We start from the raw sequence: 24,460 nt of genomic DNA on the forward strand, positions 1-24,460 counted from the left end.
GTAGCGGCTGACGCGCCGCGCCCCCGCTCAGCCGTGCGCGCGCAGCAGGCCGAGCTTGGTGGCCTCGAAAACGGCTTCGCTTTTGGAGTGCACCGCCAGCTTGCTGTACAGGTTCTTAATGTGGGTTTGCACGGTGTGCACGCTGACCGACTGCAGGCGCGCGATCTCCAGGTACGAAAAGCCGCGCGCGATCAGCTCCAGCACCGCCTGCTCGCGCCTGGAGAGCAAGCCGCTGTTCGCCGCGGCTTGCGCCTCGTTTGCTACCTTTTCAATAGCTTCCTGCGCACGCTGCTCCTGGGCCAGTGCCTGATTCGACTGCAAACTCAGGTACTTGGACAGCACCCGCCGCGCGATCATCGGGGAAATGGGCGAGGCGCCGTCCTTCATCTCCAGGATGGTGTGGGCGATGTCGTCGGGTGTCGAGTCCTTGTGGATATAGCCCAGCGCGCCGGCCTCGATGCTGGCCAGCACATTGTCTTCGTCGCCAAACATCGAGATCACCAGCGGCTCGCATTCGGGATGCAGGCGCCGCGCGTGGCGGATCACGTCGAGCCCGCTGCCGTCGGGCAGGCCCAGGTCGGTCAGCAACACATCGACCGCATTAGCCGGGTCGTCCAGCCAGGCGCGCGCCTCGGCCACCGAGCCCACGCTGGCGGCCAGCGCCAGCCGCTCGCAGCGCGCCACGCTGGCGGCAAAAAACTCGCGCATCTGCGAGTCGTCTTCAACAATCAATACACGCCATACCGGCATCTTCCTGGCTCCGAACTGGTTTAAATCTGTAACACGGAGCGAGCATAAGCGCAGGCCGTCCGAACCACCAGCCGCACCTCCTCCCATGAATGGGGGAATTCGCGATCAACGTCGCGGCAGTCCGACAGTGCCCCATGTTTATGGGATGCAATTTGTCACAACTATCGGCCCAATGCGTTCCAAGCGCATTCCGAAGGCATCTCCGGAGCGCTTCGTTCAAATTTCTTGGAGGAACTTATGGCGATCAAACTCGGAAAACTGGCACTTGCATTTGCAGGTGCGGCCATGCTGACCGTAGCAGGGTGTGGCGGTGGCGGTGGCGGTGGCGGTGGCGGTGGCGGCACAAGCGTATCGCCGCCCACGGCGGCCAAGACCAGCGTGCCCGTGACCGTGATCGACGGCGCAATCATGAACGCCACCGTCTGCCTGGACAAAAACCTCAACGGCATTTGCGATATCGGCGAACCGTCGGGCAAGACGGACGCCGCAGGCAATGTCAGCCTGCAGGTGCCCACGGAGGATGTCGGTAAATACCCGATTCTCGCGGTGGTCGGCACCGATGCGGTCGATGCAGACCACGGCCCCGTCACGACGCCCTTCACCATGCAGGCTCCGGCCGACAAGCCTGCCGTGGTCAGCCCGCTGACCACCCTGGTGCAGACCCTGATTGCCAGCACCGGGGCCACCAGCGCCCAGGCGGAAGCTTCCGTCAAAGCGCAAACCGGCCTCAACGTTTCACTGTTTGCAGACTTCACCAAGAGCAGCACGGCCGACAGCCAGGCCGCCGGCACGATGGCCCGCATGGTGGTGGTGACCACCCAGCAACAATCCAGCCTGCTCGCCGGCGCCATAGGCGGCGCCGCGATCGATGGCGCGGTGATCAGGCAGGCCGATCTGGACAAGATCATCCAGAAGAAGCTGCTTGAAATCCTGCCGGCGCTGCTGACTGCGCTGGCCGACCCCAGCGTTCAGGCCGCCGCGCCCGAGGACAAGGATGCTGCCTTGAAGGCCCAGGCCAAGACGTTGGTGGACAACACGGGTCTGACGACCACGTCGGTCGCCACGCTGGTCGCGATCAACAACCAACTCGCCTCATCCCCCGCTGCCGGAGCCGACGCACCCGTGGCGAGCGCAGCCTTGCGCAGCCTGAATTTCACGGATAACGCCAACTGGTCTGTCAGGACCCTCGTTTCGACGCTGGCCCAGAACACCCCGGATGCCGCGGGCCACATCAAGTATGTGAGCCGCCGCTACAACAGCGTCGGCGGCGCGGTGGCCGCCTGGAACTACGGGGGCAGCCCGAACCGCCAGTCGGACCTGCATTTCAACGGCTCCAGCTGGATCGGTTGCGCTTTGAACGTTGAGAGCACAAGCACGGTGCGCGATGCCAGGGGCAACTCGAGCTACGACGACTGCGACAAGTTGGAAACCGGCAGCTCGAATCGCGCCGTGTTCGACATTGCCGATCGCTCCATGCTCGACGTGTACAACCAGATCACCGCAGCGGGCTATACCAACCTGTCCATCAAATCGGCAGCCAGTGCGCTGGGCACCGCCAAGTTCCCGGCGAATTCCCAGTTGTTCTACCAGGCGAACACGCCCTTGAGCACAGCGGTTGCCTACTACCCGGGAAACAGCAGCTACGTCATGCAATACAGCGCACCGGTTTCTTCCGGCACACCGGGCGCGACGGGCTGTGACTCCAACGAGTTCAAGAACACCAGCGGCACCAACAGCACCACGCTGGAAGGCATGATCGGTGCCATGACGGGAACGCCCTGCGTCTTTGGACAAGGCAAATTTACGTACAACAGCGTTCTCTACACGAGTCCGGACGCGGCCGACGAGGCATGGGGCAACAGCACCGTGGGCATTGGTACGCTCGGAACGGCGCCGGTCGGTTTTGGCCCGGCTCCCGGCTTCTACAGCGGCAACGCCAAACTCCGTGTGGCCTTCACGGGCGTCGGCACCAACCCGGTGACCTACTACGCGTGCAAGGAGCGCTTCAACAACGGCTCGCCGCGCAATTGCACGGCGATCGGCACGGGCACCTACACCATCACGGCCTTGGGCGATGCACGCGTCATGACGCTGAGCAATCCGCCGCTGATCGCCAGCACCCTGGGCTACCAGCGCGTGTTTGTGGAACGTGGCGGCAAGGTCTACGCCGGCTACCAGAACAACACCACGACCACCAACACCGCGCGGCTGAATCTGACCGCCGCCAACGCCCTGGCCTCCCAGCTCGGTCTGCCCGCCGTGGACCCGGATACGCCCTTGACCTTGACAAGGACGTCCTACACGGGCGATTGGGAGGTAACCGACCCCGTTGCAAACAACGGCTCAACCATCATCCATATCTACGGCGATGGCAGTGCCAACTGCACCTCGATTGACAGCAGCAGCACCACCAACTATGCGTGCACCCTGGCCTTCACCAACTTGGCAACCGGCGCCTTTGACCTGTCGGATCCTGACGGCACCGCCAATGGCACCCTCAACTTCCTGACGGGCGCGGTCAGCGGCAGCTACACAGATACGGACGGCTCTACGGGTAACTTCATTGGCGCCCGACGTTAAACCCCAACACGGCGGCTGACAAACCGCCCTCTTCAGCAAAGCCTCGCTCCGGCGGGGCTTTTTTGCGCGCTCTTCATTCGTATGATGGCGTCATGCCCACCACCCACCTGCTCTACCTGCACGGCTTTCGCTCGTCGCCGCACTCCGCCAAGGCGCGAAAGGTCGGCGCGCGCGTTCAGACGCAGCACCCCGGCGTGACCTGGTGGTGCCCGCAGCTGCCACCCTCGCCGCGCGAAGCGATGGCAATGCTGATGCACGGCATTGCCACCTGGCCACACGAATCGATGGCCGTGGTGGGCTCGTCGCTGGGCGGGTTTTACGCGACCTTTGTGGCCGAGCAGACCCTTTGCCGGGCCGTGCTGCTGAACCCGGCCATCGCCCCGGCGCGCGACCTGCAAAGATACGTGGGCGAGCAGACCGCCTGGCACGACCCCGCCGATCACTTTTTCTTCAAACCGGAATTCGTGGACGAGTTGCGCGCCCTCGAATGCGGCCCGGTGGCCGAGCCGCACCACTATTTCGCCGTGATCGCCAAGGGCGACGAGGTGCTGGACTGGCGCGAGATGACGGCGCGCTATCCCGGCGCGCGGATCCGGCTGCTGGAGGGCAGCGACCACGCGCTGAGCGACTTCGACGCCCAGATCGACGAGGTATTCGAGTTTTTGCAGCTGGCCTGAGCCCCCGGTTTTTACGGGGACAATAGCGCCCATGTTTGTATTGTTTGAAGAAACCGGCAAATTCCACGCCGGGCGCGTGCTGTCCGAGGCGGAATCGTCCGCGCAGGTGGAGCTGGACAGCGGCAAGCGCGTCAAGGTCAAGGCCGCGAATTTGTTGCTCAAGTTCGAGAAGCCCGCGCCCGCCGAGCTGGTGCGCCAGGCGCAGGCCCTGAGCCAGGACATCGAGCTGGAGCTGGCCTGGGAATTCGCGCCCGACGACGAATTCGGCTTTGCCGAGCTGGCGCGCGAGTATTTCAGCGAGCAGGCGACGCTGGTCGAGCAGGCCGCCGCGCTGTTTCGCCTGTTCGAGGCGCCGCATTACTTTCGCCGCGCCGGCAAGGGGCGCTTCAAAAAGGCGCCCGCCGAGATCCTGCAGCAGGCGCTGGCCGGTATCGAGAAGAAAAAGCAGTTGCAGGCGCAGATTGCCGCCTGGGCCGCCGAGCTGGGCCAGGGCCAGTGCCCGACACCGATCCGCGAGCAGCTCTACAAGATTTTGTTCCGCCCCGACAAGAACGCGCCCGAGTACAAGGCCGTGGTCGAGGCGTCGCGCGCCACGCACACGGCGCCACTGGCGCTGCTGCAGCAGGCTGGCGCGATCGACTCGCCCTACCAGTTCCACTGGAAGCGCTTTTTGTTCGAGAACTTTCCCAAGGGCACGGGCTTCCCCGCGCTGCAGGCGCCCGCGATCACGGACGAGCTGCCGCTGGCGACCTGCCGGGCCTACTCGATCGACGACTCGCACACCACCGAAATCGACGATGCGCTGTCGGTGCAGGGCTTGGGCAGCGGCACGGTGACGCTGGGGATCCATATCGCGGCGCCGGGCCTGGCGATTGCGCCGGGCAGCCCGATCGACCAGCTCGGGCGCACGCGATTGTCCACCGTGTACATGCCGGGCTACAAGGTCACCATGCTGCCCGACGACGTGGTGCAGAGCTACACGCTCCTGGCGGGGCGCAATTGCCCGGCCGTGTCGCTGTACGTCACGTTGAACGAGGTCACGCTGGAGGTCCAGGCCACCGAAACCAGACTGGAGCGCGTGCCGGTTGCCGCGAATCTGCGCCACGACCAGCTCGACGCGGTGGTCACGGCCGACTGGCTGGAGAATCCGGACTTTTCGCATCAAAACGGCCTGCAGCCCCCGCCCATGGCGCGCGAGCAGCTCTCATTTTTATACCGCCTGGCGAAACACCTGAAGGCCGCCCGCGAAGTGGTGCGCGGCAAGCCCGAGACCTTCAACCGTCCCGACTACAACTTCAAGCTGGTCGGTAACGATGGGGCCGAACCCACTGGCAGCGAGCAGGTGCAGATCGGCACGCGCCAGCGCGGCGCGCCGCTGGATCTGATCGTGTCCGAGGCCATGATCCTGGCCAACAGCACCTGGGGCAACTGGCTGGCCGAGCTGGGTGTGCCGGGCATCTACCGCAGCCAGGCCAGCCTGCTGCCCGGCGTTAAGGTGCGCATGGGCACCAAGGCCCTGCCGCACGCCGGCATCGGCGTCAAGAGCTACGTCTGGAGCACCTCGCCGCTGCGCCGCTACACCGACCTGGTGAACCAGTGGCAGATCATCGCCTGCGCGCGCCATGGCAAAACGGCCGCGCTGGCCGCGCCGTTCAAACCCAAGGCCGCCGAGCTGTTCTCCATCATTTCCAGCTTTGACGCGACCTACGCCGCCTACAACGACTACCAGCGCGGCATGGAGCGCTTCTGGACGCTCAAGTATGTGCAGCAGCAGGGCATTACCGAGCTGACCGGCACCGTCTTCAAGGAAGGCCTGGTGCGCGCCGACGAACTGCCGCTGGTGCTGCCCGTGCTCGGCACGCAAAGCCTGCCGCGCGGCGCCCGCGTGCGCGTGAAGCTCGGCGCGATCGACGAGATCACGCTGGACGTGAACGGCACGGTGATCGAGCGGCTGGATCAGGCGCCCGAGGCGGCCTCGCAAGAGGACGAAGGCAGCGAGGATGAGGACGACGCCGTGGCCGGCCCGATCGCCATTGCCGTGGACGTGAGCGAAGCCGAGGCTGAGGCGAAAACCGAGGCGGCCACCAGCGATAATCCATCCCCGTGAAACTGCGGTCCTTCAGCACCCTCCAGCTGGCGCTTGGCGCATCCATCGCGGTCCACGCGGGGCTGCTGACCGTGCGCTTCGTGGACCCGGAGGGCTTCAACCGCGTGTTCCAGGACACGCCGCTGGAAGTCATCCTGGTCAATGCCAAATCGAACGAGCACCCGGACAAGGCCACGGCCATCGCGCAGGCCTCACTGGCCGGCGGCGGCGAGGCCGACAAGGGGCGCGCGACCACGCCGCTGCCGCCCTCGGCGCTGACCGAAATGGGCGATGCCGCCGAAGATGCGCAGCGCAAGGTCGAGGCGCTGCAGCAGCAGCAAAGCCTGATGCTGACGCAGGTCAAAAGGCTGCTCGCCGCGCTGCCGCCGGCCGACCCCAAGGAGGCCAGCGACAACCCCGAAGCCCAGGCCCGGGAGGACAAGCGGCGCCAGCTGGTCAAGCTGCTGGCCGAGATCGAGCGGCGCGTCAACGAAGAAAACGCGCGCCCCAAAAAACGCTACATCAGTCCGGCCACGCGCGAGGAGGTCTATGCGGTGTACTACGACGGCTTGCGCCACAAGATCGAGAACCGCGGCACCGAGCATTTTCCGGAAATCAGCGGCAAGAAGCTGTACGGCGAGCTGACCATGATCCTGACCGTCAACTTTGACGGGCGCGTGGTGTCCACCGAAGTGGTGGATCCTTCGGGCAGTCCCGCGCTGGACCGCCGCGCCGAGGCGATTGCGCGCAGCGCCGGGCCGTTCGGTCATTTCAGCGACGCCATGCGGCGCCAGGCCGACCAGATCGTGGTGGTCTCGCGCTTTCGCTTCACGCGCGACGAAACGCTCGAGACCAGGCTGACCGGTCAGTGAACCGGCGCGCGCAACGAATGAACATGGATCTTTACTGCGTCATGGGCAACCCGGTGGAGCACAGCAAGTCGCCGTGGATTCACGCGCGCTTTGCCGAACTCACCGGGCAGCGCCTGCACTATGGCAAGCGGCTGATTCCGCTGGCCAACTTTGCCGCGTCGCTGCGCGAGTTCATGAACGATGCCGCCGGCACGGCCCGCGGCTGCAATATCACGGTGCCGTTCAAGTTCGAGGCCGCGGCCGTGGCCACCCGGGTGAGCGCGCGCGCCGAATTGGCGCGCGCCGCCAACATCCTGAGCTTCGAAGCCGGCGGCATCCACGCCGACAACACCGATGGCATCGGGCTGGTGGATGACATTCAGCGCAACGCGGGCCTGGCATTGGCGGGCCGTGACGTGCTCTTGATCGGCGCGGGCGGCGCCGCGGCCGGCGTGCTGGGCCCGTTGATTGAGGCGCGGCCCGCCCGCATCGCGATTGCGAACCGCACTCACGCAAAGGCCGTGGCCCTGGCCGAGCGCCACCAGGCGCTGGCCTTGCTGCAAAAAACAGAGCTGTTGACGCCCGACCTGCAAGGGTTGCAGGGCAAATTTGACGTCATCATCAACGCCACGGCAAGCAGCCTCAGCGGCGCCGGCGTGCCGGTTCCGGGCAGCGTCCTGAGGCCCGGCGCGCTGGCCTACGACATGATGTACGGCCCCGCCGCGCGCGGCTTCATGGCCTGGGCGCTCGAGCATGGCGCCGTCCCGCGCGACGGGCTGGGCATGCTGGTGGAGCAGGCGGCCGAAGCCTTTTTGATCTGGCGCGGCGTGCGCCCGCCCTCCGCGCAGGTGCTCGCCGAGTTGCGCGCCGTCATGGAATGAAGCGCGCATGAACCCCTTGCTGCGCTGGATCGGCCTGCTCATCGCCGCCTTCCTCGCCCTGCAACTGTTTTTTGTGGCGCGCATTGCGCTGATGCTGGTGGTGCACCCCGAGTCCACCACGTTCCAGCGCTCGGAGGCGTGGCGCCTGGCGCGCGAGCACGGCGAGCTGCGCTGGCGCCAGCAGTGGGTGCCGTATGCGCAGATCTCGGACAACCTCAAGCGTGCCGTGATCGCCTCGGAGGACGACGATTTCGTCAATCATGATGGCGTCGAGTGGGAAGCCATCGAGAAGGCCTGGCAGAAAAATGCCAAGGCCGAAGAGCTCGCCGCGCGGCGCGCGCTGCAGGCCCGCCCCGCCAAGCGCCCGCCGAAGATCGTGGGCGGCTCCACCATCAGCCAGCAGCTGGCGAAAAACCTGTTTCTCTCGGGCGAGCGCACGCTCTTGCGCAAGGGCCAGGAATTTGTGCTGACGATGCTGCTCGAACACATCCTGGGCAAGCAGCGCATCCTGGAGATTTACCTGAACAGCGTGGAATGGGGCGAAGGCGTGTTCGGCGCCGAAGCTGCGGCCCAGCACTACTACCGCAAAACCGCATCGAAGCTCAGCGCCTACGAGGCCGCACGGCTGGCCGTGATGCTGCCGCGGCCCAAGTATTTCGAGAAGGTGCCCCGCTCGGGCTACCTGTCCAGCCGCGCGTCCACCATCGTGGCGCGCATGCGCGACGCCGAATTGCCGTGAGCGCCAACTTGGCACCATGCGAATTTTAGGCATTGACCCCGGCCTGCAAACCACCGGCTTCGGCGTGGTGGACGCGGCCGGCTCGGCGCTCAGCTATGTGGCCAGCGGCACCATCCGGACCACGCATCTGGACCGCGGCGACCTGCCGGCCCGCCTGAAGGTGCTGTTCGACGGCATCACCGAGGTGGTGGCGCGCTACCAGCCCGATGCGGCCTCGGTCGAGATCGTCTTCGTCAACGTCAACCCGCAGGCCACGCTGCTGCTGGGCCAGGCGCGCGGCGCCTGCGTGACGGCACTGGTCTGCAGCGCCCTGCCGGTGGCGGAATACACCGCGCTGCAGATGAAACAGGCGGTGGCGGGTCACGGCAAGGCGGCCAAGGCGCAGGTGCAGGCCATGGTGCAGCGGCTGCTGCAACTGCCCGGCCTGCCCGGCACCGACGCGGCCGACGCGCTCGGCCTGGCCATCACGCACGCGCATGTGGGCCAGTCCATGCACCGGCTGGCGCAGGCCACAGAGCTGCAGCGCAAGAGCAGCGGCATGTACAAAGCGGGGCGCAGCCGGTAAGACCGGTCCAGCGAACGCAGCGACAAGCGCGGGGGCTATCGGCCGTAGCGCCGGGCCGCCCCAAGCGAGGCAAGCCCCCTCGGGGCCGGGCAGCAGCGTGATGCCTCGGAACGTGCATAGCGCAGGCCCGGCATGGGCTCGCTCCACTGTACAGCTGCGCGCACGGACGCTACGCGAGCCCAGCGCAGCACACGCAGTGGCAAGCGTGGGGGCCAGTTACGCCAGGCGCTGCACGATCAGCACCGCGAAGAAACCGAAGGCGGCAAGCAGGGTGCCGATGACGATACGCAGTCCGAATTTCCTGTATTTGGACTGCCCGGTGACCGCGTAGAGCGCAAAGGAAATCGCTGCGCCGAGCAGCAGCACGAAGAAGAGCCCGCGAAACAGCGCCATGGCGGGCGGCTACCAGGCCCGGGCCAGTTGGGAAAAGCCGCTGGGCGCGAGCTTCTCGTCGTCGAACGTGACAACCTCGTAGGCGTCGGGGCGCGACAGGAGCTCGCGCAGCAGCTTGTTGTTCAGCGCGTGGCCGGACTTGAAGGCGCTGTAGCTGGCCAGCAGCGGCTTGCCCAGCATGTACATGTCGCCCATGGCGTCGAGGATCTTGTGCTTGACGAACTCGTCGTCGTAGCGCAGGCCATCAGCGTTCAGCACCTTGTAGTCGTCGATCACGATGGCGTTGTCGAGCCCGCCGCCCAGCGCCAGGCCGTGGGTGCGCAGCATCTCCACGTCCTTGGTGAAGCCGAAGGTGCGCGCGCGCGCGATGTCGCGGCTGTACGAGCCGGTGCTCAGGTCGAACACGACGCGCTGGCCGGACGAATCGACCGCCGGATGGTTGAAGTCGATCTCGAAGCTGAGCTTGTAGCCGTTGAAGGGCTCGAGCCGGGCCCACTTCAGCATTGCGCCCTCGCCTTCACGCACTTCGACCGGCTGGGCCACGCGGATGAAACGCTTGGGCGCGTTCTGCAGCGCGATGCCGGCGCTTTGCAGCAGGAACACGAACGACGCCGCCGAGCCGTCCATGATGGGCACTTCTTCGGCGGTAATGTCCACGTAAAGGTTGTCAATGCCCAGGCCGGCGCAGGCCGACATCAGGTGCTCCACCGTGGCAACCTTGCCCGCACCGTGCGACACGGTGGTGGCCATGCGGGTATCGGTCACGGCAGTGGCCAGCATGGGAATGTCCACCGGCACCGGCAAATCCACGCGGCGAAACACAATGCCGGTGTCGGGCTGCGCGGGCCGCAGGGTGAGCTCGACCCGCTGGCCGCTGTGCACGCCGACGCCGACCGCACTGGTCAACGTTTTGAGGGTTCGCTGCTGGAGCATGCCGCGATTTTAAAAGCACTGGCTGGAGCGTGCACTCCACCAGCGCGTTTGACCTTTATCGAGAAGCAGCCCAGTCGCCGCCGGGCCGCCCCAAGGCGACGACGGCCCCCTCGGGGGGCAGCGACCACACGCAGTGAGGGAGCGTGGGGGCCAGATCAATCGGCCTGCTTGCGCAGGAACGCCGGGATCTCGAAGTCATCCATGCCGCCGGAAGACAGCGCATCGACCTTGGCCGCCGCCTGCGTGCGGTTGGTACGCCACACGCTGGGCACCGTCATGTTGCCGTAGTCGGGCTGGGCGTTGCCCGCGTGCATCGCGCCGGCGCCGCCAACGCCCGCCAGGGCCGAGTTCAGGTTCGGCACATTGAACGGAATGTTGTCGGTGCCGGTGCGCAGTACCTGCAGCGGCGGCGCGGTGCGGCGCATGCCCTGGCGGCTCAGACCCGTGGCCACCACGGTAACGCGAATCTCGTCGCCCAGGTTGTCGTCGTAGGCGGCGCCGTAGATCACGTGGGCGTCGGGTGCGGCATAGGCGCGGATGGTGTTCATGGCGAGCTTGGATTCACTCAGCTTGAGCGAGCCCTTGGTCGCCGTCACCAGCACCAGCACGCCCTTGGCGCCCGACAGGTCGATGCCCTCCAGAAGCGGGCAGGCCACGGCCTGCTCGGCCGCGATGCGCGCGCGGTCCGGGCCGCCGGCGACGGCGGTGCCCATCATGGCCTTGCCGGGCTCACTCATCACGGTGCGCACGTCTTCGAAGTCGACGTTCAGGTGGCCCGGCACATTGATGATTTCGGCAATCCCGCCCACGGCATTCTTCAGCACGTCGTTGGCGTGGCCGAAGGCTTCGTCCTGGGTCACGTCGTCGCCCAGCACTTCGAGCAGTTTCTCGTTGAGCACCACGATCAGCGAATCGACGTTGGCCTCCAGTTCGGCCAGGCCCTGGTCCGCATTCGTCATGCGGCGCCCGCCCTCGAAGTCGAACGGCTTGGTCACTACACCGACCGTGAGGATGCCCATTTCCTTGGCCACGCGCGCGATCACGGGGGCCGCGCCGGTGCCGGTGCCGCCGCCCATTCCGGCCGTGATGAAAAGCATGTGCGCGCCGTCGATGGCCGCGCGAATTTCATCAAGCGCGGCTTCGGCGGCCTCGCGGCCCTTCTCGGGTTTGCTGCCCGCACCCAGGCCGGTCTGGCCGAGCTGGATGGTTTTGTGCACGGCCGAGCGGCTCAGGGCTTGCGCATCGGTGTTGGCGCAAATGAACTCAACGCCCTGCACATTGCGCAGGATCATGTGGTCGACCGCGTTGCCGCCGCCACCGCCGACACCGATCACCTTGATCTGCGTGCCCAGGTTGAACTCTTCCACTTCAATCATTTCGATGCTCATATATTTCTCCTTGGATATTCCAGATACCTTGCAGTTGCCAAAATTTTTTTCAATGTGTGTCAATGAATTCACGAGGGCGGGCCGGTGCGTCGCCATCGCCATCGCGGGCGGCCACGGGCCAGGGAAGAGGTTTTTTGCATGATCAGAAATTCCCCACCACGAAGTCCTTGAAGCGCCCGAACGCGGTCTTCATGGAACCATTTTTCTGTGCCACCTTGAAGCCGCGCAGGCGCGCCAGCCGGGCCTCTTCCATCAGGCCCATGACGGTGGCCGCACGCGGCTGCGCCACCATGTCGGCCAGCGCGCTGGAATACTTGGGATTACCGCGGCGCACCGGTTTCAGGAAGATGTCCTCGCCCAGCTCGACCATGCCGGGCATCACGCAGCTGCCGCCGGTGAGCACGATGCCCGAGGACAGCACCTCCTCGAAGCCCGACTCGCGCACCACCTGCTGCACCAGCGAGAAGATTTCTTCCACGCGCGGCTCGATCACGCCGGCCAGCGCCTGGCGGCTCAGCATGCGCGGACCGCGGTCGCCCAGGCCGGGCACCTCGACCTGCGTGTCGGGATCGGCCAGCAGCTGTTTGGCATAACCGCTCTCCACCTTGATGTCTTCGGCGTCCTTGGTCGGGGTGCGCAGCGCCATCGCGATATCGCTGGTGATCAGGTCGCCGGCAATCGGGATCACCGCGGTGTGGCGAATCGCGCCATTGGTGAAGATCGCCACATCGGTGGTGCCCGCGCCGATGTCCACCAGCGCCACGCCCAGTTCGCGCTCGTCCTCGGTCAGCACGGCCTGGCTGGAGGCCAGCGCATTCAGCATCAGCTGGTCCACGTCGAGCCCGCAGCGGCGCACGCACTTGATGATGTTCTCGGCCGCACTCTGCGCCCCGGTCACGATATGGATCTTGGCTTCCAGCCGGATGCCGCTCATGCCGATCGGCTCCTTGACCTCCTGCCCGTCGATCACGAACTCCTGCGGCTCCACCAGCAGCAGGCGCTGGTCGCTGGAGATGTTGATGGCCTTGGCGGTTTCCATCACGCGCGCCACGTCGGCCGGCGTCACTTCCTTGTCCTTCACCGCCACCATGCCGCTGGAATTCATGCCGCGGATGTGGCTGCCGGTGATGCCGGTGTAGACCCGCGTGATCTTGCAGTCGGCCATCAGCTCGGCCTCGCGCAGGGCCTGCTGGATGCTCGCCACCGTGGCGTCGATGTTGACCACCACGCCGCGCTTGAGACCATTGCTGTGCGCCACGCCGAGCCCCGCGAGCTTGAGCTCGCCGCCGGGCAGCACCTCGGCCACCACCACCATGACCTTGGCGGTTCCGATGTCCAGTCCAACGACCAGGTCCTTGTATTCTTTTGCCATATGAATTCCGTTTTCTCTGTTGCCGCTACTTTTTCTTGGGATCCAGGCTGACCGTGGTCACGCCGGCCAGCCGGAGCGCGTAACCGTCGGGGTGGCGCAAATCTGCCGATTCCACCGCCGCCGCCGTGCGGCCGTAGCGCGAGGTCACCTGGGTCAGCGTATGCACAAAGCGCTGCACCCGCGCCGTCAACTCATCGGGCGTGCCATGCCCGAGCTCAATCGCGGCGCCACTGTCGAGCTGCGCGCGCCAGCCGCCATGCGCCGACAGGCTCAACCGCTCCAGCGTGGTGTCCAGCGGCGCGAACAGGGGGGCGAGCGTCTGGTACATCGCCAGCACGTCCGCGGCCTGATCGAGGGGGCCGCTCAGGTGTGGCAGGTCATCCTGGTCGATGTCATCGGTATTCGCCTCGAAGACTTCGCCGAAGTTGTTGAGCAGGGTGGATTCACTGTCGGCGCCCCAGTACGCGACGGGCTGCTGCTCCTGCAGCACCACCTGCAAGCGATTCGGAAACTCGCGGTGCACCACGGCGCGGCGCACCCAGGGCACGGCTTCAAAGGCACTGCGCGCGCGCGCCAGATCCACCGTGAAGAAGTTGCCGCTGAGCCGGGACGTGACGTTGGCACGCAAGGTCACGACATTGTTGTGCACCAGATCGCCCTGCACCGTGATGCGGCCGATCGCAAACACCGGGTTGCGCACAGCCCACCAGGCCGCCGCCGCCAGCACCATGGCGCCGCAGACCAGGAACAGGACCGAGGCGGTCAGGTTCATGATCTTGACGTCGAACGGCACGGGCAGCGATTCGGTCATGTGCTGGCCTTTGGCTTGTAGTCCAGCGTCGCCAGCGCGAGCACCCCGACGCACAGGTCCTCGTAGCTGATGCCCGCGGCCCGGGCCGACATCGGCACCAGCGAGTGGCCCGTCATGCCGGGCGAGGTGTTCATCTCCAGCAGGAAGGGCTTGCGGTCGCTGGCGCGGATCATCAGGTCGGCACGGCCCCAGCCGCGGCAATCGAGGGTGCGGTACGACGCCAGCACGAGGCGCTGGATCTCGCGCTCCTCGGCCGCGGGCAGGCCACTCGGGCACTGGTACTGGACCGTGTCGGTGAAGTACTTGTTCTGGTAGTCGTAGGCGCCGTCGGGCGCATTGATGCGGATCACCGGCAGCGCGCGCGCGCCGGCGCCGCGGCCCAGCACCGGGCAGGTGACCTCTTCGCCCTCGATGAATTCTTCGCACAGCACGTCCGGGTCGTAACTGGCCGACAGGCGCACCGCGTCCTGCATCTGCGAATACCCCTTGACCTTGGTGACCCCGATCGAGGAGCCCTCGCGCGGCGGCTTGACGATCAGCGGCAGGCCCAGCTCGTCCGGCACGGCGAGCACCTGCTGGTGCGTCTGTTGATCCGGTGCCAGGCACACATACCTGGGCGTGGGCAGGCCCTCGGCACTCCAGACCCGCTTGGTCATGACCTTGTCCATCGCGATGCTCGATGCCATCACGCCCGCTCCGGTGTAGGGAATGCCGAGCAGCTCCAGCGCGCCCTGCACCGTACCGTCTTCGCCGTAGCGACCATGCAGCGCGATGAAGCAGCGCGCAAAACCTTCGCGCTTCAGATCACCCAGGTCGCGTTCGGCCGGATCGAAGGCGTGAGCGTCGACACCGCGCGTGCGCAGCGCCAGCAGCACGCCGTGGCCCGACATCAGCGAAACCTCGCGCTCGGCCGACTGGCCGCCCAGCAGGACCGCGACCCGGCCCAGGCTGCTCGCCTCGATCTTCCCGAAGTTTGAAAGAATCTGGCTCATAGCCCTTGCCTCGCTTGCACAGTCTGCTCTTGTTTTTGTAGCAACTCGAGAACCTTGGCCGGCACCGTGCCGATCGTGCCGGCGCCCATGCACATCACCACGTCGCCCTCCAGCGCGTTGTCCAGAATGGCCTGCGGCATGTCGGCGATGTCGTCCACGAACACCGGCTCAACCTTGCCGGCGACCCGCAGTGCGCGCGCCAGCGTGCGGCCGTCGGCCGCCACGATCGGCGCTTCGCCGGCCGCATACACTTCGGCCAGCAGCACGGCGTCGGCCCGGCCGATGACCTTGATGAAATCCTCGAAGCAGTCGCGCGTGCGGGTATAGCGGTGCGGCTGGAAGGCGAGCACCAGGCGCCGGCCCGGAAAGGCGCCGCGCGCGGCGGCCAGCGTGGCGGCCATCTCGACCGGATGGTGGCCGTAGTCGTCGATCAGCGTGAAGGTGCCGGCACCCGTTCTGGCCGGCACCTCGCCATAGCGCTGAAAGCGGCGCCCGACGCCGCGGAACTCCGCCAGCGCTTTCTGCACGGCCGCATCGGGCACATTCAACTCCACCGCCACTGCGATCGCCGCCAGCGCGTTGCGCACGTTGTGCTCGCCGGCCAGGTTCAGCACGATGTCCAGGTCGGGCAGCGTGACGCCGTTGCGCCGCTGCACCCTGAAGTGCATCTGTCCGCCGACCGCACGCACGTCGAGGGCCCGCACCTGCGCGTCCTCGTTCATGCCATAGCTGGTGATCGGGCAGGTGACCTCGGGCACGATCTCGCGCACGGCGGCATCGTCGGTGCACAAAATGGCGGTGCCATAGAAGGGCATGCGCGCCAGGAAATCGACGAACGCGGCCTTGAGCTTGCCGAAGTCGTGGCCATAGGTTTCCATGTGGTCCGCGTCGATATTCGTCACGACGGCCATCACGGGCAGCAGGTTCAGGAAGGAGGCGTCCGACTCGTCCGCCTCCACCACGATGTAGTCGCCGCTGCCCAGCCGGGCGTTCGCGCCGGCACTGTTCAGGCGCCCGCCGATGACGAAGGTCGGATCCAGCCCGGCCTCGGCCAGCACGCTGGCGACCAGGCTGGTGGTGGTGGTCTTGCCGTGCGTGCCGGCAATCGCGATGCCCTGCTTCAGACGCATCAGCTCGGCCAGCATGAGGGCGCGCGGCACCACCGGGATCTTCTTCCCGCGTGCAGCGATGACCTCGGGGTTGTCCTGCCGCACGGCGGTGGAGGTGACGACGGCGTCCGCGCCCACCACATGCTCGGCCGCATGGCCGACAAAGGTCTTGATCCCCAGGCCGCCCAGCCGTTTGAGCGTGACGCTGTCGGACAGGTCGGAGCCCGAGATGGTGTAGCCCAGGTTCAACAGCACTTCGGCAATGCCGCTCATGCCCGCGCCGCCAATGCCGACGAAGTGAATACGTTTGATGGCGTGCTTCATGAGGCCAGCTCCTCGCAGGCGGTGACCACATCGCGTGTGGCATGTATTTTTTGCATCTTTTTGGCCTTTAGCGCACACGCCAGCAGCGCAGGACGCTCCGTTTTTTGTAGCACCTGCGCCAACCGCTCGGGGCTCAGGTCGCTTTGCGGCACGAGCCAGCCGCCGCCCTGCGCCACCAGGAAGTGGGCGTTGCCCGTCTGGTGGTCGTCCACCGCCGAGGGGAACGGCACAAAGACGGCGGCCGCACCGACCGCGGCAATTTCGGTCACGGTGCTGGCGCCGGCGCGGCAGACGATCAGGTCGGCGTCGGCAAAGGCCTGCGCCGTGTCGTCGATGAAGGGCGTGAGCTCGGCAGTCACGCCGGCACGCGCGTAATTGGCGCGCAACGCGTCGATTTGCGCGGCGCCGCTTTGGTGCGTGACCACGGGGCGCTGCGCCTGCGGAATCAGGGCCAGCGCCTGCGGCACGACCTCATTGAGTGCGCGCGCGCCGAGGCTGCCGCCCACCACCAGCAGGCGCAGCGGGCCGCTGCGCCCGGCAAAGCGCGTTTGCGGATCGGCCTGGCAGGTGAATGCCGTGCGCAGGGGGTTGCCCACCCACCGGGCCTTTTTCAGCACATCGGGGAAGGCGGTGAACACGCGCGCGGCCACACGGGCGAGCACCCGGTTGGCCATACCGGCCACCGAGTTCTGCTCGTGCAGCACCAGCGGCTTGCCGAGCAGCACGCTCATCAGCCCCCCGGGGAGGGTGATGTAACCGCCCAGCCCCACCACCACATCGGGCTTGACGCGGCGCACCACCTGCAGGCTTTGCCAGAACGCCTTGAACAGGCGCAACGGCAGCAGGATCAGCGTGCTCACACCCTTGCCACGCACGCCCGAGAAATCGATGCTCTCGAAGGCAAAACCACGCGGCGGCACCAGCTGGCTTTCCATGCTCGGGTGGCCCGGCCGGCCGCGCCCGCCAAGCCAGTGCACGCGCCAGCCGCGCTCGCGCAGGGCTTGCGCCACTGCCAGACCCGGGAAAATGTGGCCACCGGTGCCGCCGGCCATGACCAGGGCGCATTTCTGGTTCATGCGCGCCGCCCTCCCCGCATCAGCTGCCGGTTCTCGTAGTCGATGCGCAGCACCAGGGCGATGCTCACCAGGTTCATCAGGATGGCCGAGCCGCCATAGCTCATCAGCGGCAGGGTCAGGCCCTTGGTCGGCAACGCACCCAGGTTCACTCCGATGTTGATGAAGGCCTGAAAGCCGATCCAGATGCCCACGCCCTGGGCCACCAGCCCCGCGAACACCCGGTCCAGCGCGATCGACTGGCGACCGATGTGCATGATGCGCCGGATCAGCCAGAAAAACAGGCCGAGCACGCACAGCACGCCGACCAGGCCGAACTCCTCGCCGATCACCGCCAGCAGGAAGTCGGTGTGCGCCTCGGGCAGCCAGTGGAGCTTTTCCACGCTGCCGCCCAGCCCCACGCCAAAGATCTCGCCGCGGCCGATCGCGATCAGGGAGTGCGACAACTGGTAGCCCTTGCCCAGCGCGTTGTGTTCGGTCCACGGATCCAGGTAGGCAAAGATGCGTTCACGGCGGAATTCGGAGGTGGCAATCATCAGGCTGAACGCCACCACGAGCAGGGTCGCGATCAGGAAGAACATGCGCGCGTTCACGCCGCCCAGGAACAGGATACCCATGGCGATGATGGCAATCACCATGAAGGCGCCCATGTCGGGCTCGGCCAGCAACAGCACGCCGACCACCGCCACGGCGACCGCCATCGGCAGCACGGCGCGGAAGAATTTTTCCTTCACTTCCATCTTGCGCACCATGTAGTCGGCGGCATAGATCACCATGGCCAGCTTGGCCAGCTCGGAGGGCTGAAAGTTCATGAACCCCAGAGGAATCCAGCGGCGTGCGCCGTTGACGCTGTGGCTCATGTGCGGAATCAGCACGGCAACCAGCAGCAGCAGGGACGCCACAAACAGCCAGGGCGCCACCTTTTCCCAGGTGGTGAGCGGAATCTGGAACGTGATCAGGGCGGCCACGAATCCCACCGCGAGCGAGAGCACATGCATCATCAGGAAATGCGTCGGTGCGTAGCGCGCAAACCGGGGGTTGTCGGGCATCGCAATGGTGGCCGAGTACACCATCACCAGGCCCCAGGCCAGCAGCGCCACCGTGACCCAGAGCAGGGTCTGGTCGAAGCCGGCCATGCTCGCGCGCGCGCGGCTTCTTCCGCCAAAGTCAGCCCCGCCAATGCGCACCGGCAGCGCTTGCGCCGTGACGCTCGGCAGGCCACCGAACCAGCCCGAAATCTGCTGCAGGACGGCCTTCATGCGGCGCCCTCCAGTGGCATGCCGGCCTGTGCGCCCAGCGCCGCCACCGCGTCGCGGAACACCTGGGCGCGGTGCCCGTAGTTGTCGAACATGTCGAAGCTGGCGCAGGCCGGCGACATCAGCACGGCGTCGCCAGAGCGGGCCTGCCGGCTAGCCTGCAGCACGGCATCCTGCATCGTGTCCGCCTCGATCAGCGGCACGCCGGTGACCTCGAGCGCGGCGCGAATTTTCGGGCCGTCGCGCCCGATCAGCACGGCCGCCCGGACGTGACGCGTTACCGGCGCGGCCAGCGGTGCGAAGTCCTGCCCCTTGCCGTCGCCGCCCAGAATCACCACCACGCGGCGCTCGGCGCCCAGGCCGTACAGCGCCGCGACGGTGGCGCCGACATTGGTGCCCTTGCTGTCGTCGAAATATTCCACGTCGTGCACGATGCCGATCGGCTCCACGCGGTGCGCCTCGCCGCGGTATTCCCGCAGCCCGTACAGCAGCGGACCGAGCGCGCAGCCGGCGGCACCGGCCAGCGCCAGGGCGGCCAGCGCATTCACCGCGTTGTGACGGCCGCGGATGCGCAGCGCATCGGCCGGCATCAGGCGCTGGATGTGGATCTCCGGCTCGTCACCCTTGCGCTTCTTGATGGTTTCGTCGGCCTCCAGCGCGCGCACCAGCCAGGCCATGCCGTTGACCAGCTCGATGCCGAAATCGCCGGGGCGCTGCGGCATGTCGCCGCCGAACGTGAGGTAGTCGCGCTGCACCGTCTTGCCGCCCTTGGCTTTGACCGGCGCTGGCAGCATGGCCATCACCTGCGGGTCTTCGCGGTTCAGCAGCATCAGCGCGTGCTGCCCGAACACGCGTGACTTGGCCTCCGCATAGGCCTGCATGGTGCCGTGCCAGTCGAGGTGGTCCTGGCTCAGATTGAGCACCGTGGCGGCCGTGGGCTCGAAGTCTTTCAGGCCGTCGAGCTGGAAGCTGGAGAGCTCCAGCACCCAGACCTCGGGCAGCGTGCCCGCGTCCAGCCTTTGTGTCAGCGTGTCCAGCAGTGTCGGGCCGATGTTGCCCGCGGTGACGGCCGATTTTCCGGCGCGCTCGATCAACTGGCCGGTGAGCGAGGTGACAGTGGTTTTGCCGTTGGTGCCGGTGATGGCCAGCACCTTGGGCGCGTAACGCTGGCTTTGCTTCAATTCGGCCAGCGCCTGAGAAAAGAGGTCCAATTCACCGCCAACCCACAACCCTTGTGCGCGAGCAGCTCCTGAAACCGTAGCAACCACAGCCGGCGCCAGGCCCGGACTCTTGAACACGGCGCGCACGGATGAGCCTTCCACCAGCGCCGCATCGAACGCGCCGCTGACAAAATGTGCGGCCGGCACATCGCGCGTGAGCGCCTCGCGCTGGGGCGGCGACTCGCGCGTGTCCGCCACCGTGACCTGCGCACCACAGCGCGCGCACCAGCGCGCCATCGCCAGGCCGGAGTGCCCCAGGCCGAGGATGAGAACGTGTTGGTTTTCAAGCGGGCGCACGTCTTACCTCAGTTTCAGGGTGGACAGGCCGAGCAGGCACAACAGCATGGTGATGATCCAGAAGCGCACCACAATCTGCGTTTCCTTCCAGCCGCTCTTCTCGAAGTGATGGTGCAGCGGCGCCATCTTGAGGATGCGGCGGCCTTCGCCGAACCTCTTTTTGGTGTACTTGAAATACATCACCTGAGCCATCACCGAGACGGCTTCGACGACGAAGATGCCGCCCATGATGGCCAGCACGATTTCCTGGCGCACGATCACCGCAATGGTGCCGAGCGCCGCGCCCAACGCCAGCGCGCCGACGTCGCCCATGAAGACCTGTGCCGGGTAGGTGTTGAACCATAAAAAAGCCAGGCCGGCGCCGGCCATGGCCGAGCAGAAGATCAGCAGCTCGCCGGAGCCCGGAATGTGGGGAAAGAACAGGTATTTGGAGTACACCGCACTGCCCGTCACGTAGGCGAACACGCCCAGCGCCGAGCCCACCATCACCACCGGCATGATGGCCAGTCCGTCCAGCCCGTCCGTGAGGTTCACCGCGTTGCTGGCGCCCACGATGACCAGATAGGACAGGAACACGAACCCGAACACGCCCAGCGGGTAGCTGGTCTCCTTGAAAAACGGCAACTGCAGGCCGGCCTTGGGCGGCAGGCTCACATCGAAGCCCGAGCGGACCCAATCGAAGAACAGCTCCAGCACCCGCAGGTTGGAGTTCTCGGAAATGCTGAACACCAGGTACAGCGCCGCCACCAGGCCGATCACGGACTGCCAGAAATACTTCTCGCGCGAGCGCATGCCCTCGGGGTCCTTGTTCACCACCTTGCGCCAGTCGTCGACCCAGCCGATGGCGCCGAAGCCCAGCGTGACCAGCAGCACGATCCAGACAAAGCGATTCGAGAGGTCGAACCAGAGCAGGGTCGAGATGGCGATCGACAGCAGGATCAGCACGCCGCCCATGGTGGGCGTGCCGCTTTTGCTCAGGTGCGATTCCATGCCGTAGCCGCGGATGGGCTGGCCAATCTTGAGTTCGGTCAGGCGGCGGATCACGGCGGGGCCCGCCGCGAGGCCGATCAGCAGCGCCGTCATGGCCGCCATCACGGCGCGAAAGGTCAGATACTGGAACACCCGAAAGCCGCCGAACTCCGGGGACAGGGTTTGCAGCCACTGGGCGAGGCTAAGCAGCATGGCCTTCTTCCTGATTTTGTTGTTGCGCGTAAGCGGTGATGGCCTGCACCACGCGCTCCATCTTCATGAAGCGCGAGCCCTTGACCAGCACGCTGGCGCGGCGCGGCAGATCGGCCAGCACTGCAGCATTCAGCGCCGCGATATCGTCGAAATGCCGGCCGGCGCCGAAACTCGCGCCCGCCTGGGCCGACTGCGCGCCGAGCGTGAACAGCGCCTCCACGCCCAACGCCCTGGCATGGGCACCGACCTCGGCGTGGAACTGCGGACCCTGGTCGCCCACCTCGCCCATGTCGCCGAGCACCAGCAGGCGCGGCCCCGGTAGTTCGGCCAGCACCTCGATGGCGGCGCGCACCGAATCGGGGTTGGCGTTGTAGGTATCGTCCACCACGGTGATGGCGCGGCCCGCCAGCGTGAGGCCCAGCGCGCGCGAGCGGCCCTTGACCGGCTCGAAGCTGCCCAGGCCCCGCACGATCGCGGCCAACGGCACACCGGCGGCCAGCGTGCAGGCCACGGCAGCCAGCGAGTTGCGCACGTTGTGGCGGCCGGCGATATGGAGCTCGTAAGCCAGCGGTCCGGCGGGCGTTTGCACGCTCACCAGCCAATGCCCCTGCGTCCACTCAGTAACGGCCAAACTGACATCGGCGCCAGCAGCGGTGCCGAAACTCAGGCAGGCACGCGTGCCCGCCAGCGCCGTCCAGATCGGGGTGTAGGCGTCGTCCGCCGGAAACACAGCCACGCCGCTGGCCGCCAGCGACTCGATCACCGCGCCGTTTTCATACGCCACGGCCTGCACCGTGGCCATGAACTCCTGGTGCTCGCGCTGCGCGTTGTTGACCAGCGCCACGGTGGGCCGGGCGATGTCGGCCAGGGTGGCAATTTCGCCCGGGTGGTTCATGCCCAGCTCGATCACCGCGACCTCGTGCGCGGCGCGCAGGCGCAAGAGCGTGAGCGGCACGCCGATGTCGTTGTTGAGGTTGCCCTGGGTGGCGAACGCGGCATCAAGCTTCCAGGCGCGCAGGATCGCGGCGATCATCTGCGTCACCGTGGTCTTGCCGTTGCTGCCCGTGACCGCGATCAGCGGCAGCTTGAACTGCGCGCGCCAGCCGGCCGCGAGCGCGCCAAGGGCGCGCTTGCTGTCGGCCACTTCGATGCCGGCCAGACCCGCCTCGGCCAGACCGCGCTGCGCGATGGCGGCCGCCGCGCCGCGAGCCCTGGCGTCTGCCAGAAAATCATTGGCATCGAAATGCTCACCCTTGAGCGCGACGAACAGGTCGCCGGCCTGCAGCGTGCGCGTGTCGCTGTGCACGCGCTGCACCGGCGTCGCGCCGTCGCCCACGAGCCGGCCGTCGGGAATCCAGGCCAGCGCCTGCTGCAAGCTCATCATGGGGGAAGACGTGGCCCCCACGCTTGCCGCTTCGCGTGCTGCGCTGCCCCCCAAGGGGGCCTTCGCGCTTTCGGGCGGCCGGGCGGCGCTCATATGCTCACCTTCCTGCGTTGCAGCGCCTGGCGGGCGTGGGTCTTGTCGGAGAACGCATGCCGCACGCCCGCGACCTCCTGGTACTCTTCGTGCCCCTTGCCGGCGATCAGCACCACGTCCCGTGCGCCGGCCTGCGCCACGGTCTCGGCGATCGCCAGGGCCCGGTCGGGCTGCACATGCGCCGCATCCTGCCGGCTCAGGCCGCGCAGAATCTGGCCAATGATGGCATCGGGGTTTTCGCTGCGCGGGTTATCGCTGGTCACCACCACGTGGTTGGCATTTTTTTCGGCGATGGCCGCCATCAGCGGACGCTTGCCGGCGTCGCGGTCGCCGCCACAGCCGAACACACACCAGAGTCGCCCGCCACGTTGCTGCGCCAGCGGCCGCAGGGCCAGCAGGGCCTTGTCGAGCGCATCGGGCGTGTGGGCGTAGTCGATCGCCACCAGCGGCTGCTCCGGCCCGGCGACGCAGTCCATGCGTCCCGGCACCGGCAGCAGGTTCTGGCACGCTTGCACGGCATCTTGCAACGCCACGCCCATGGCGCGCAGGGCACCGATGACGCACAGCAGGTTGGAGACGTTGTACTGGCCGATTAACGGCGTGGCGAGCTCGTGACGCTCTTCGCCCTCCACCACCGAAAAGCACAGGCCCTGCAAGGGACCTTGCGTTGCATAGCCGATGCGGCGGGCTTGCAGCCGCGCCGGCGTGTCCACGGCACAGGACACAGTCCACACGTCGATCTCGCGGCCCGCCAGCGACGCGGCCAGTGCGGCGCCGTGGGCATCATCTACATTGATCACGGCGGCCTGCAGGCCGGGCCAGCGAAACAGCCCGGCCTTGGCCTGCCAATAAGCCTGCATGGAGCCGTGGTAGTCCAGGTGGTCCTGTGTCAGATTGCTGAAGAGGGCGACCCGGATGCGGGTGCCGTCCAGGCGCCGTTCCGCCAACCCGATGGATGAGGCTTCGATGGCGCAGGCGCGCAAGCCTTCGTCCACGAAGCGGTGGAAGTGCTTTTGCAGCAGCACCGGGTCCGGCGTGGTCAGTCCGTTGAATTCCACCTGCGGCGGCCGGCCAATGCCCAAAGTGCCTATTAGCCCGCATGGGATAGGCGCAGGCTGCTTCACATTTGATAGCGCCTGCGCCAACCACCAGGCGATCGAGGTCTTGCCGTTGGTACCCGTGACCGCGAGCACGTCGAGCTGCTTCGTCGGCGCCTCGAAGTACGCCGCCGCAATCGGCCCGGTCGCGGCCTTGAGGCCGGCATAGCTCGCGATCGCGTCGCCTTCGAAGCCAAAGGCCTCGACGCCCGCCTGTTCGACCAGACAGGCGCCAGCGCCCTGTGCCAATGCCGCCGCAACGTAGCGGCGGCCGTCCGTGGCCGCACCGGGCCAGGCGATGAAGCCGTCGCCCGCTCCCACGGACCGGCTGTCGGCCTGCAGCGTGCCATGCACGCGGGCGTGCAGCCAGCGCGAGGCTTCAACGGGAGTGGACAGGGTTTTCATGC

The 24,460-nt window shown here is 66.7% G+C and carries 21 protein-coding genes; 7 read left to right on the forward strand and 14 right to left on the reverse strand.

Annotated features, from left to right (window positions below):
* Positions 1-27: 27 nt before the first annotated feature.
* Positions 28-750, reverse strand: a complete 723-nt coding sequence (locus tag EUB48_RS18340; protein WP_142820467.1) for a response regulator transcription factor — start codon at positions 748-750, stop codon at positions 28-30.
* Positions 751-987: 237 nt separating this feature from the next.
* Here EUB48_RS18340 and EUB48_RS18345 point away from each other — a divergent pair, with 237 nt between their 5' ends.
* The 7 genes from EUB48_RS18345 (at position 988) to ruvC (ending at position 9,129) form a co-directional block, all read left to right on the forward strand.
* Positions 988-3,330 carry a hypothetical protein gene (locus tag EUB48_RS18345; protein WP_142820469.1) on the forward strand — a complete coding sequence of 781 codons (2,343 nt, stop codon included), beginning with the start codon at positions 988-990 and terminating at the stop codon, positions 3,328-3,330.
* A gap of 92 nt (positions 3,331-3,422) precedes the next feature.
* On the forward strand, positions 3,423-4,007 hold the full coding sequence (locus tag EUB48_RS18350; RefSeq protein WP_142820471.1) for a YqiA/YcfP family alpha/beta fold hydrolase: 585 nt from the start codon (positions 3,423-3,425) through the stop codon (positions 4,005-4,007).
* A gap of 31 nt (positions 4,008-4,038) precedes the next feature.
* Positions 4,039-6,114: a ribonuclease catalytic domain-containing protein gene (locus tag EUB48_RS18355; RefSeq protein ID WP_142820473.1), complete on the forward strand. Its 2,076-nt coding sequence runs from the start codon at positions 4,039-4,041 to the stop codon at positions 6,112-6,114.
* Between the two features lie 2 nt (positions 6,115-6,116).
* Positions 6,117-6,965 carry an energy transducer TonB gene (locus tag EUB48_RS18360; RefSeq protein ID WP_142821402.1) on the forward strand — a complete coding sequence of 283 codons (849 nt, stop codon included), beginning with the start codon at positions 6,117-6,119 and terminating at the stop codon, positions 6,963-6,965.
* A 23-nt stretch (positions 6,966-6,988) separates the two neighbouring features.
* A complete protein-coding gene (aroE, locus tag EUB48_RS18365) occupies positions 6,989-7,825 on the forward strand; it encodes a shikimate dehydrogenase (RefSeq protein ID WP_142821403.1) in 837 nt (278 codons plus the stop codon).
* 7 nt (positions 7,826-7,832) lie between these two features.
* Positions 7,833-8,564, forward strand: a complete 732-nt coding sequence (gene mtgA / locus EUB48_RS18370) for a monofunctional biosynthetic peptidoglycan transglycosylase (protein WP_142820475.1) — start codon at positions 7,833-7,835, stop codon at positions 8,562-8,564.
* Positions 8,565-8,580: 16 nt separating this feature from the next.
* Positions 8,581-9,129, forward strand: coding sequence for a crossover junction endodeoxyribonuclease RuvC (ruvC, locus tag EUB48_RS18375; protein ID WP_142820477.1), 549 nt, complete (start codon positions 8,581-8,583; stop codon positions 9,127-9,129).
* A gap of 216 nt (positions 9,130-9,345) precedes the next feature.
* Here the strand turns inward: ruvC and EUB48_RS21440 are convergent, their stop codons facing one another.
* The 13 genes from EUB48_RS21440 to EUB48_RS18435 all read right to left on the reverse strand — a co-directional run bounded on the left by EUB48_RS21440 (position 9,346) and on the right by EUB48_RS18435 (position 24,458).
* Positions 9,346-9,522 carry a hypothetical protein gene (locus tag EUB48_RS21440; protein ID WP_168226781.1) on the reverse strand — a complete coding sequence of 59 codons (177 nt, stop codon included), beginning with the start codon at positions 9,520-9,522 and terminating at the stop codon, positions 9,346-9,348.
* A gap of 9 nt (positions 9,523-9,531) precedes the next feature.
* Positions 9,532-10,455: a UDP-3-O-acyl-N-acetylglucosamine deacetylase gene (gene lpxC / locus EUB48_RS18380; RefSeq protein ID WP_142820479.1), complete on the reverse strand. Its 924-nt coding sequence runs from the start codon at positions 10,453-10,455 to the stop codon at positions 9,532-9,534.
* 155 nt (positions 10,456-10,610) lie between these two features.
* Positions 10,611-11,843 carry a cell division protein FtsZ gene (ftsZ, locus tag EUB48_RS18385; RefSeq protein WP_077563996.1) on the reverse strand — a complete coding sequence of 411 codons (1,233 nt, stop codon included), beginning with the start codon at positions 11,841-11,843 and terminating at the stop codon, positions 10,611-10,613.
* 142 nt (positions 11,844-11,985) lie between these two features.
* On the reverse strand, positions 11,986-13,215 hold the full coding sequence (gene ftsA / locus EUB48_RS18390) for a cell division protein FtsA (RefSeq protein ID WP_142820481.1): 1,230 nt from the start codon (positions 13,213-13,215) through the stop codon (positions 11,986-11,988).
* Positions 13,216-13,240: 25 nt separating this feature from the next.
* A complete protein-coding gene (locus tag EUB48_RS18395; RefSeq protein WP_142820482.1) occupies positions 13,241-14,026 on the reverse strand; it encodes a cell division protein FtsQ/DivIB in 786 nt (261 codons plus the stop codon).
* Positions 14,023-15,018, reverse strand: a complete 996-nt coding sequence (locus tag EUB48_RS18400) for a D-alanine--D-alanine ligase (protein WP_142820484.1) — start codon at positions 15,016-15,018, stop codon at positions 14,023-14,025. Before EUB48_RS18400 ends, EUB48_RS18395 begins: the two co-directional genes overlap by 4 nt.
* Entirely contained in the window at positions 15,015-16,451 is a 1,437-nt protein-coding gene (murC, locus tag EUB48_RS18405) for a UDP-N-acetylmuramate--L-alanine ligase (protein ID WP_142820486.1), read from the reverse strand. The genes EUB48_RS18400 and murC overlap by 4 nt, the downstream gene beginning before the upstream one ends.
* On the reverse strand, positions 16,448-17,527 hold the full coding sequence (gene murG / locus EUB48_RS18410; RefSeq protein ID WP_142820488.1) for an undecaprenyldiphospho-muramoylpentapeptide beta-N-acetylglucosaminyltransferase: 1,080 nt from the start codon (positions 17,525-17,527) through the stop codon (positions 16,448-16,450). Before murG ends, murC begins: the two co-directional genes overlap by 4 nt.
* Complete coding sequence (gene ftsW, locus EUB48_RS18415; RefSeq protein WP_142820490.1) at positions 17,524-18,783, reverse strand: putative lipid II flippase FtsW; 1,260 nt, start codon at positions 18,781-18,783, stop codon at positions 17,524-17,526. Before ftsW ends, murG begins: the two co-directional genes overlap by 4 nt.
* Positions 18,780-20,297 carry a UDP-N-acetylmuramoyl-L-alanine--D-glutamate ligase gene (gene murD, locus EUB48_RS18420; RefSeq protein WP_142820492.1) on the reverse strand — a complete coding sequence of 506 codons (1,518 nt, stop codon included), beginning with the start codon at positions 20,295-20,297 and terminating at the stop codon, positions 18,780-18,782. Before murD ends, ftsW begins: the two co-directional genes overlap by 4 nt.
* 3 nt (positions 20,298-20,300) lie before the next feature.
* Complete coding sequence (mraY, locus tag EUB48_RS18425) at positions 20,301-21,479, reverse strand: phospho-N-acetylmuramoyl-pentapeptide-transferase (protein WP_142820494.1); 1,179 nt, start codon at positions 21,477-21,479, stop codon at positions 20,301-20,303.
* Positions 21,469-22,863 carry a UDP-N-acetylmuramoyl-tripeptide--D-alanyl-D-alanine ligase gene (locus tag EUB48_RS18430; RefSeq protein ID WP_142821404.1) on the reverse strand — a complete coding sequence of 465 codons (1,395 nt, stop codon included), beginning with the start codon at positions 22,861-22,863 and terminating at the stop codon, positions 21,469-21,471. Before EUB48_RS18430 ends, mraY begins: the two co-directional genes overlap by 11 nt.
* An 89-nt stretch (positions 22,864-22,952) precedes the next feature.
* Complete coding sequence (locus EUB48_RS18435) at positions 22,953-24,458, reverse strand: UDP-N-acetylmuramoyl-L-alanyl-D-glutamate--2,6-diaminopimelate ligase (protein WP_142820496.1); 1,506 nt, start codon at positions 24,456-24,458, stop codon at positions 22,953-22,955.
* Positions 24,459-24,460: the final 2 nt, after the last annotated feature.

This window comes from Rhodoferax sediminis, assembly GCF_006970865.1.
In the GTDB taxonomy this organism is placed as follows: Bacteria; Pseudomonadota; Gammaproteobacteria; order Burkholderiales; family Burkholderiaceae_C; genus Rhodoferax_A; species Rhodoferax_A sediminis.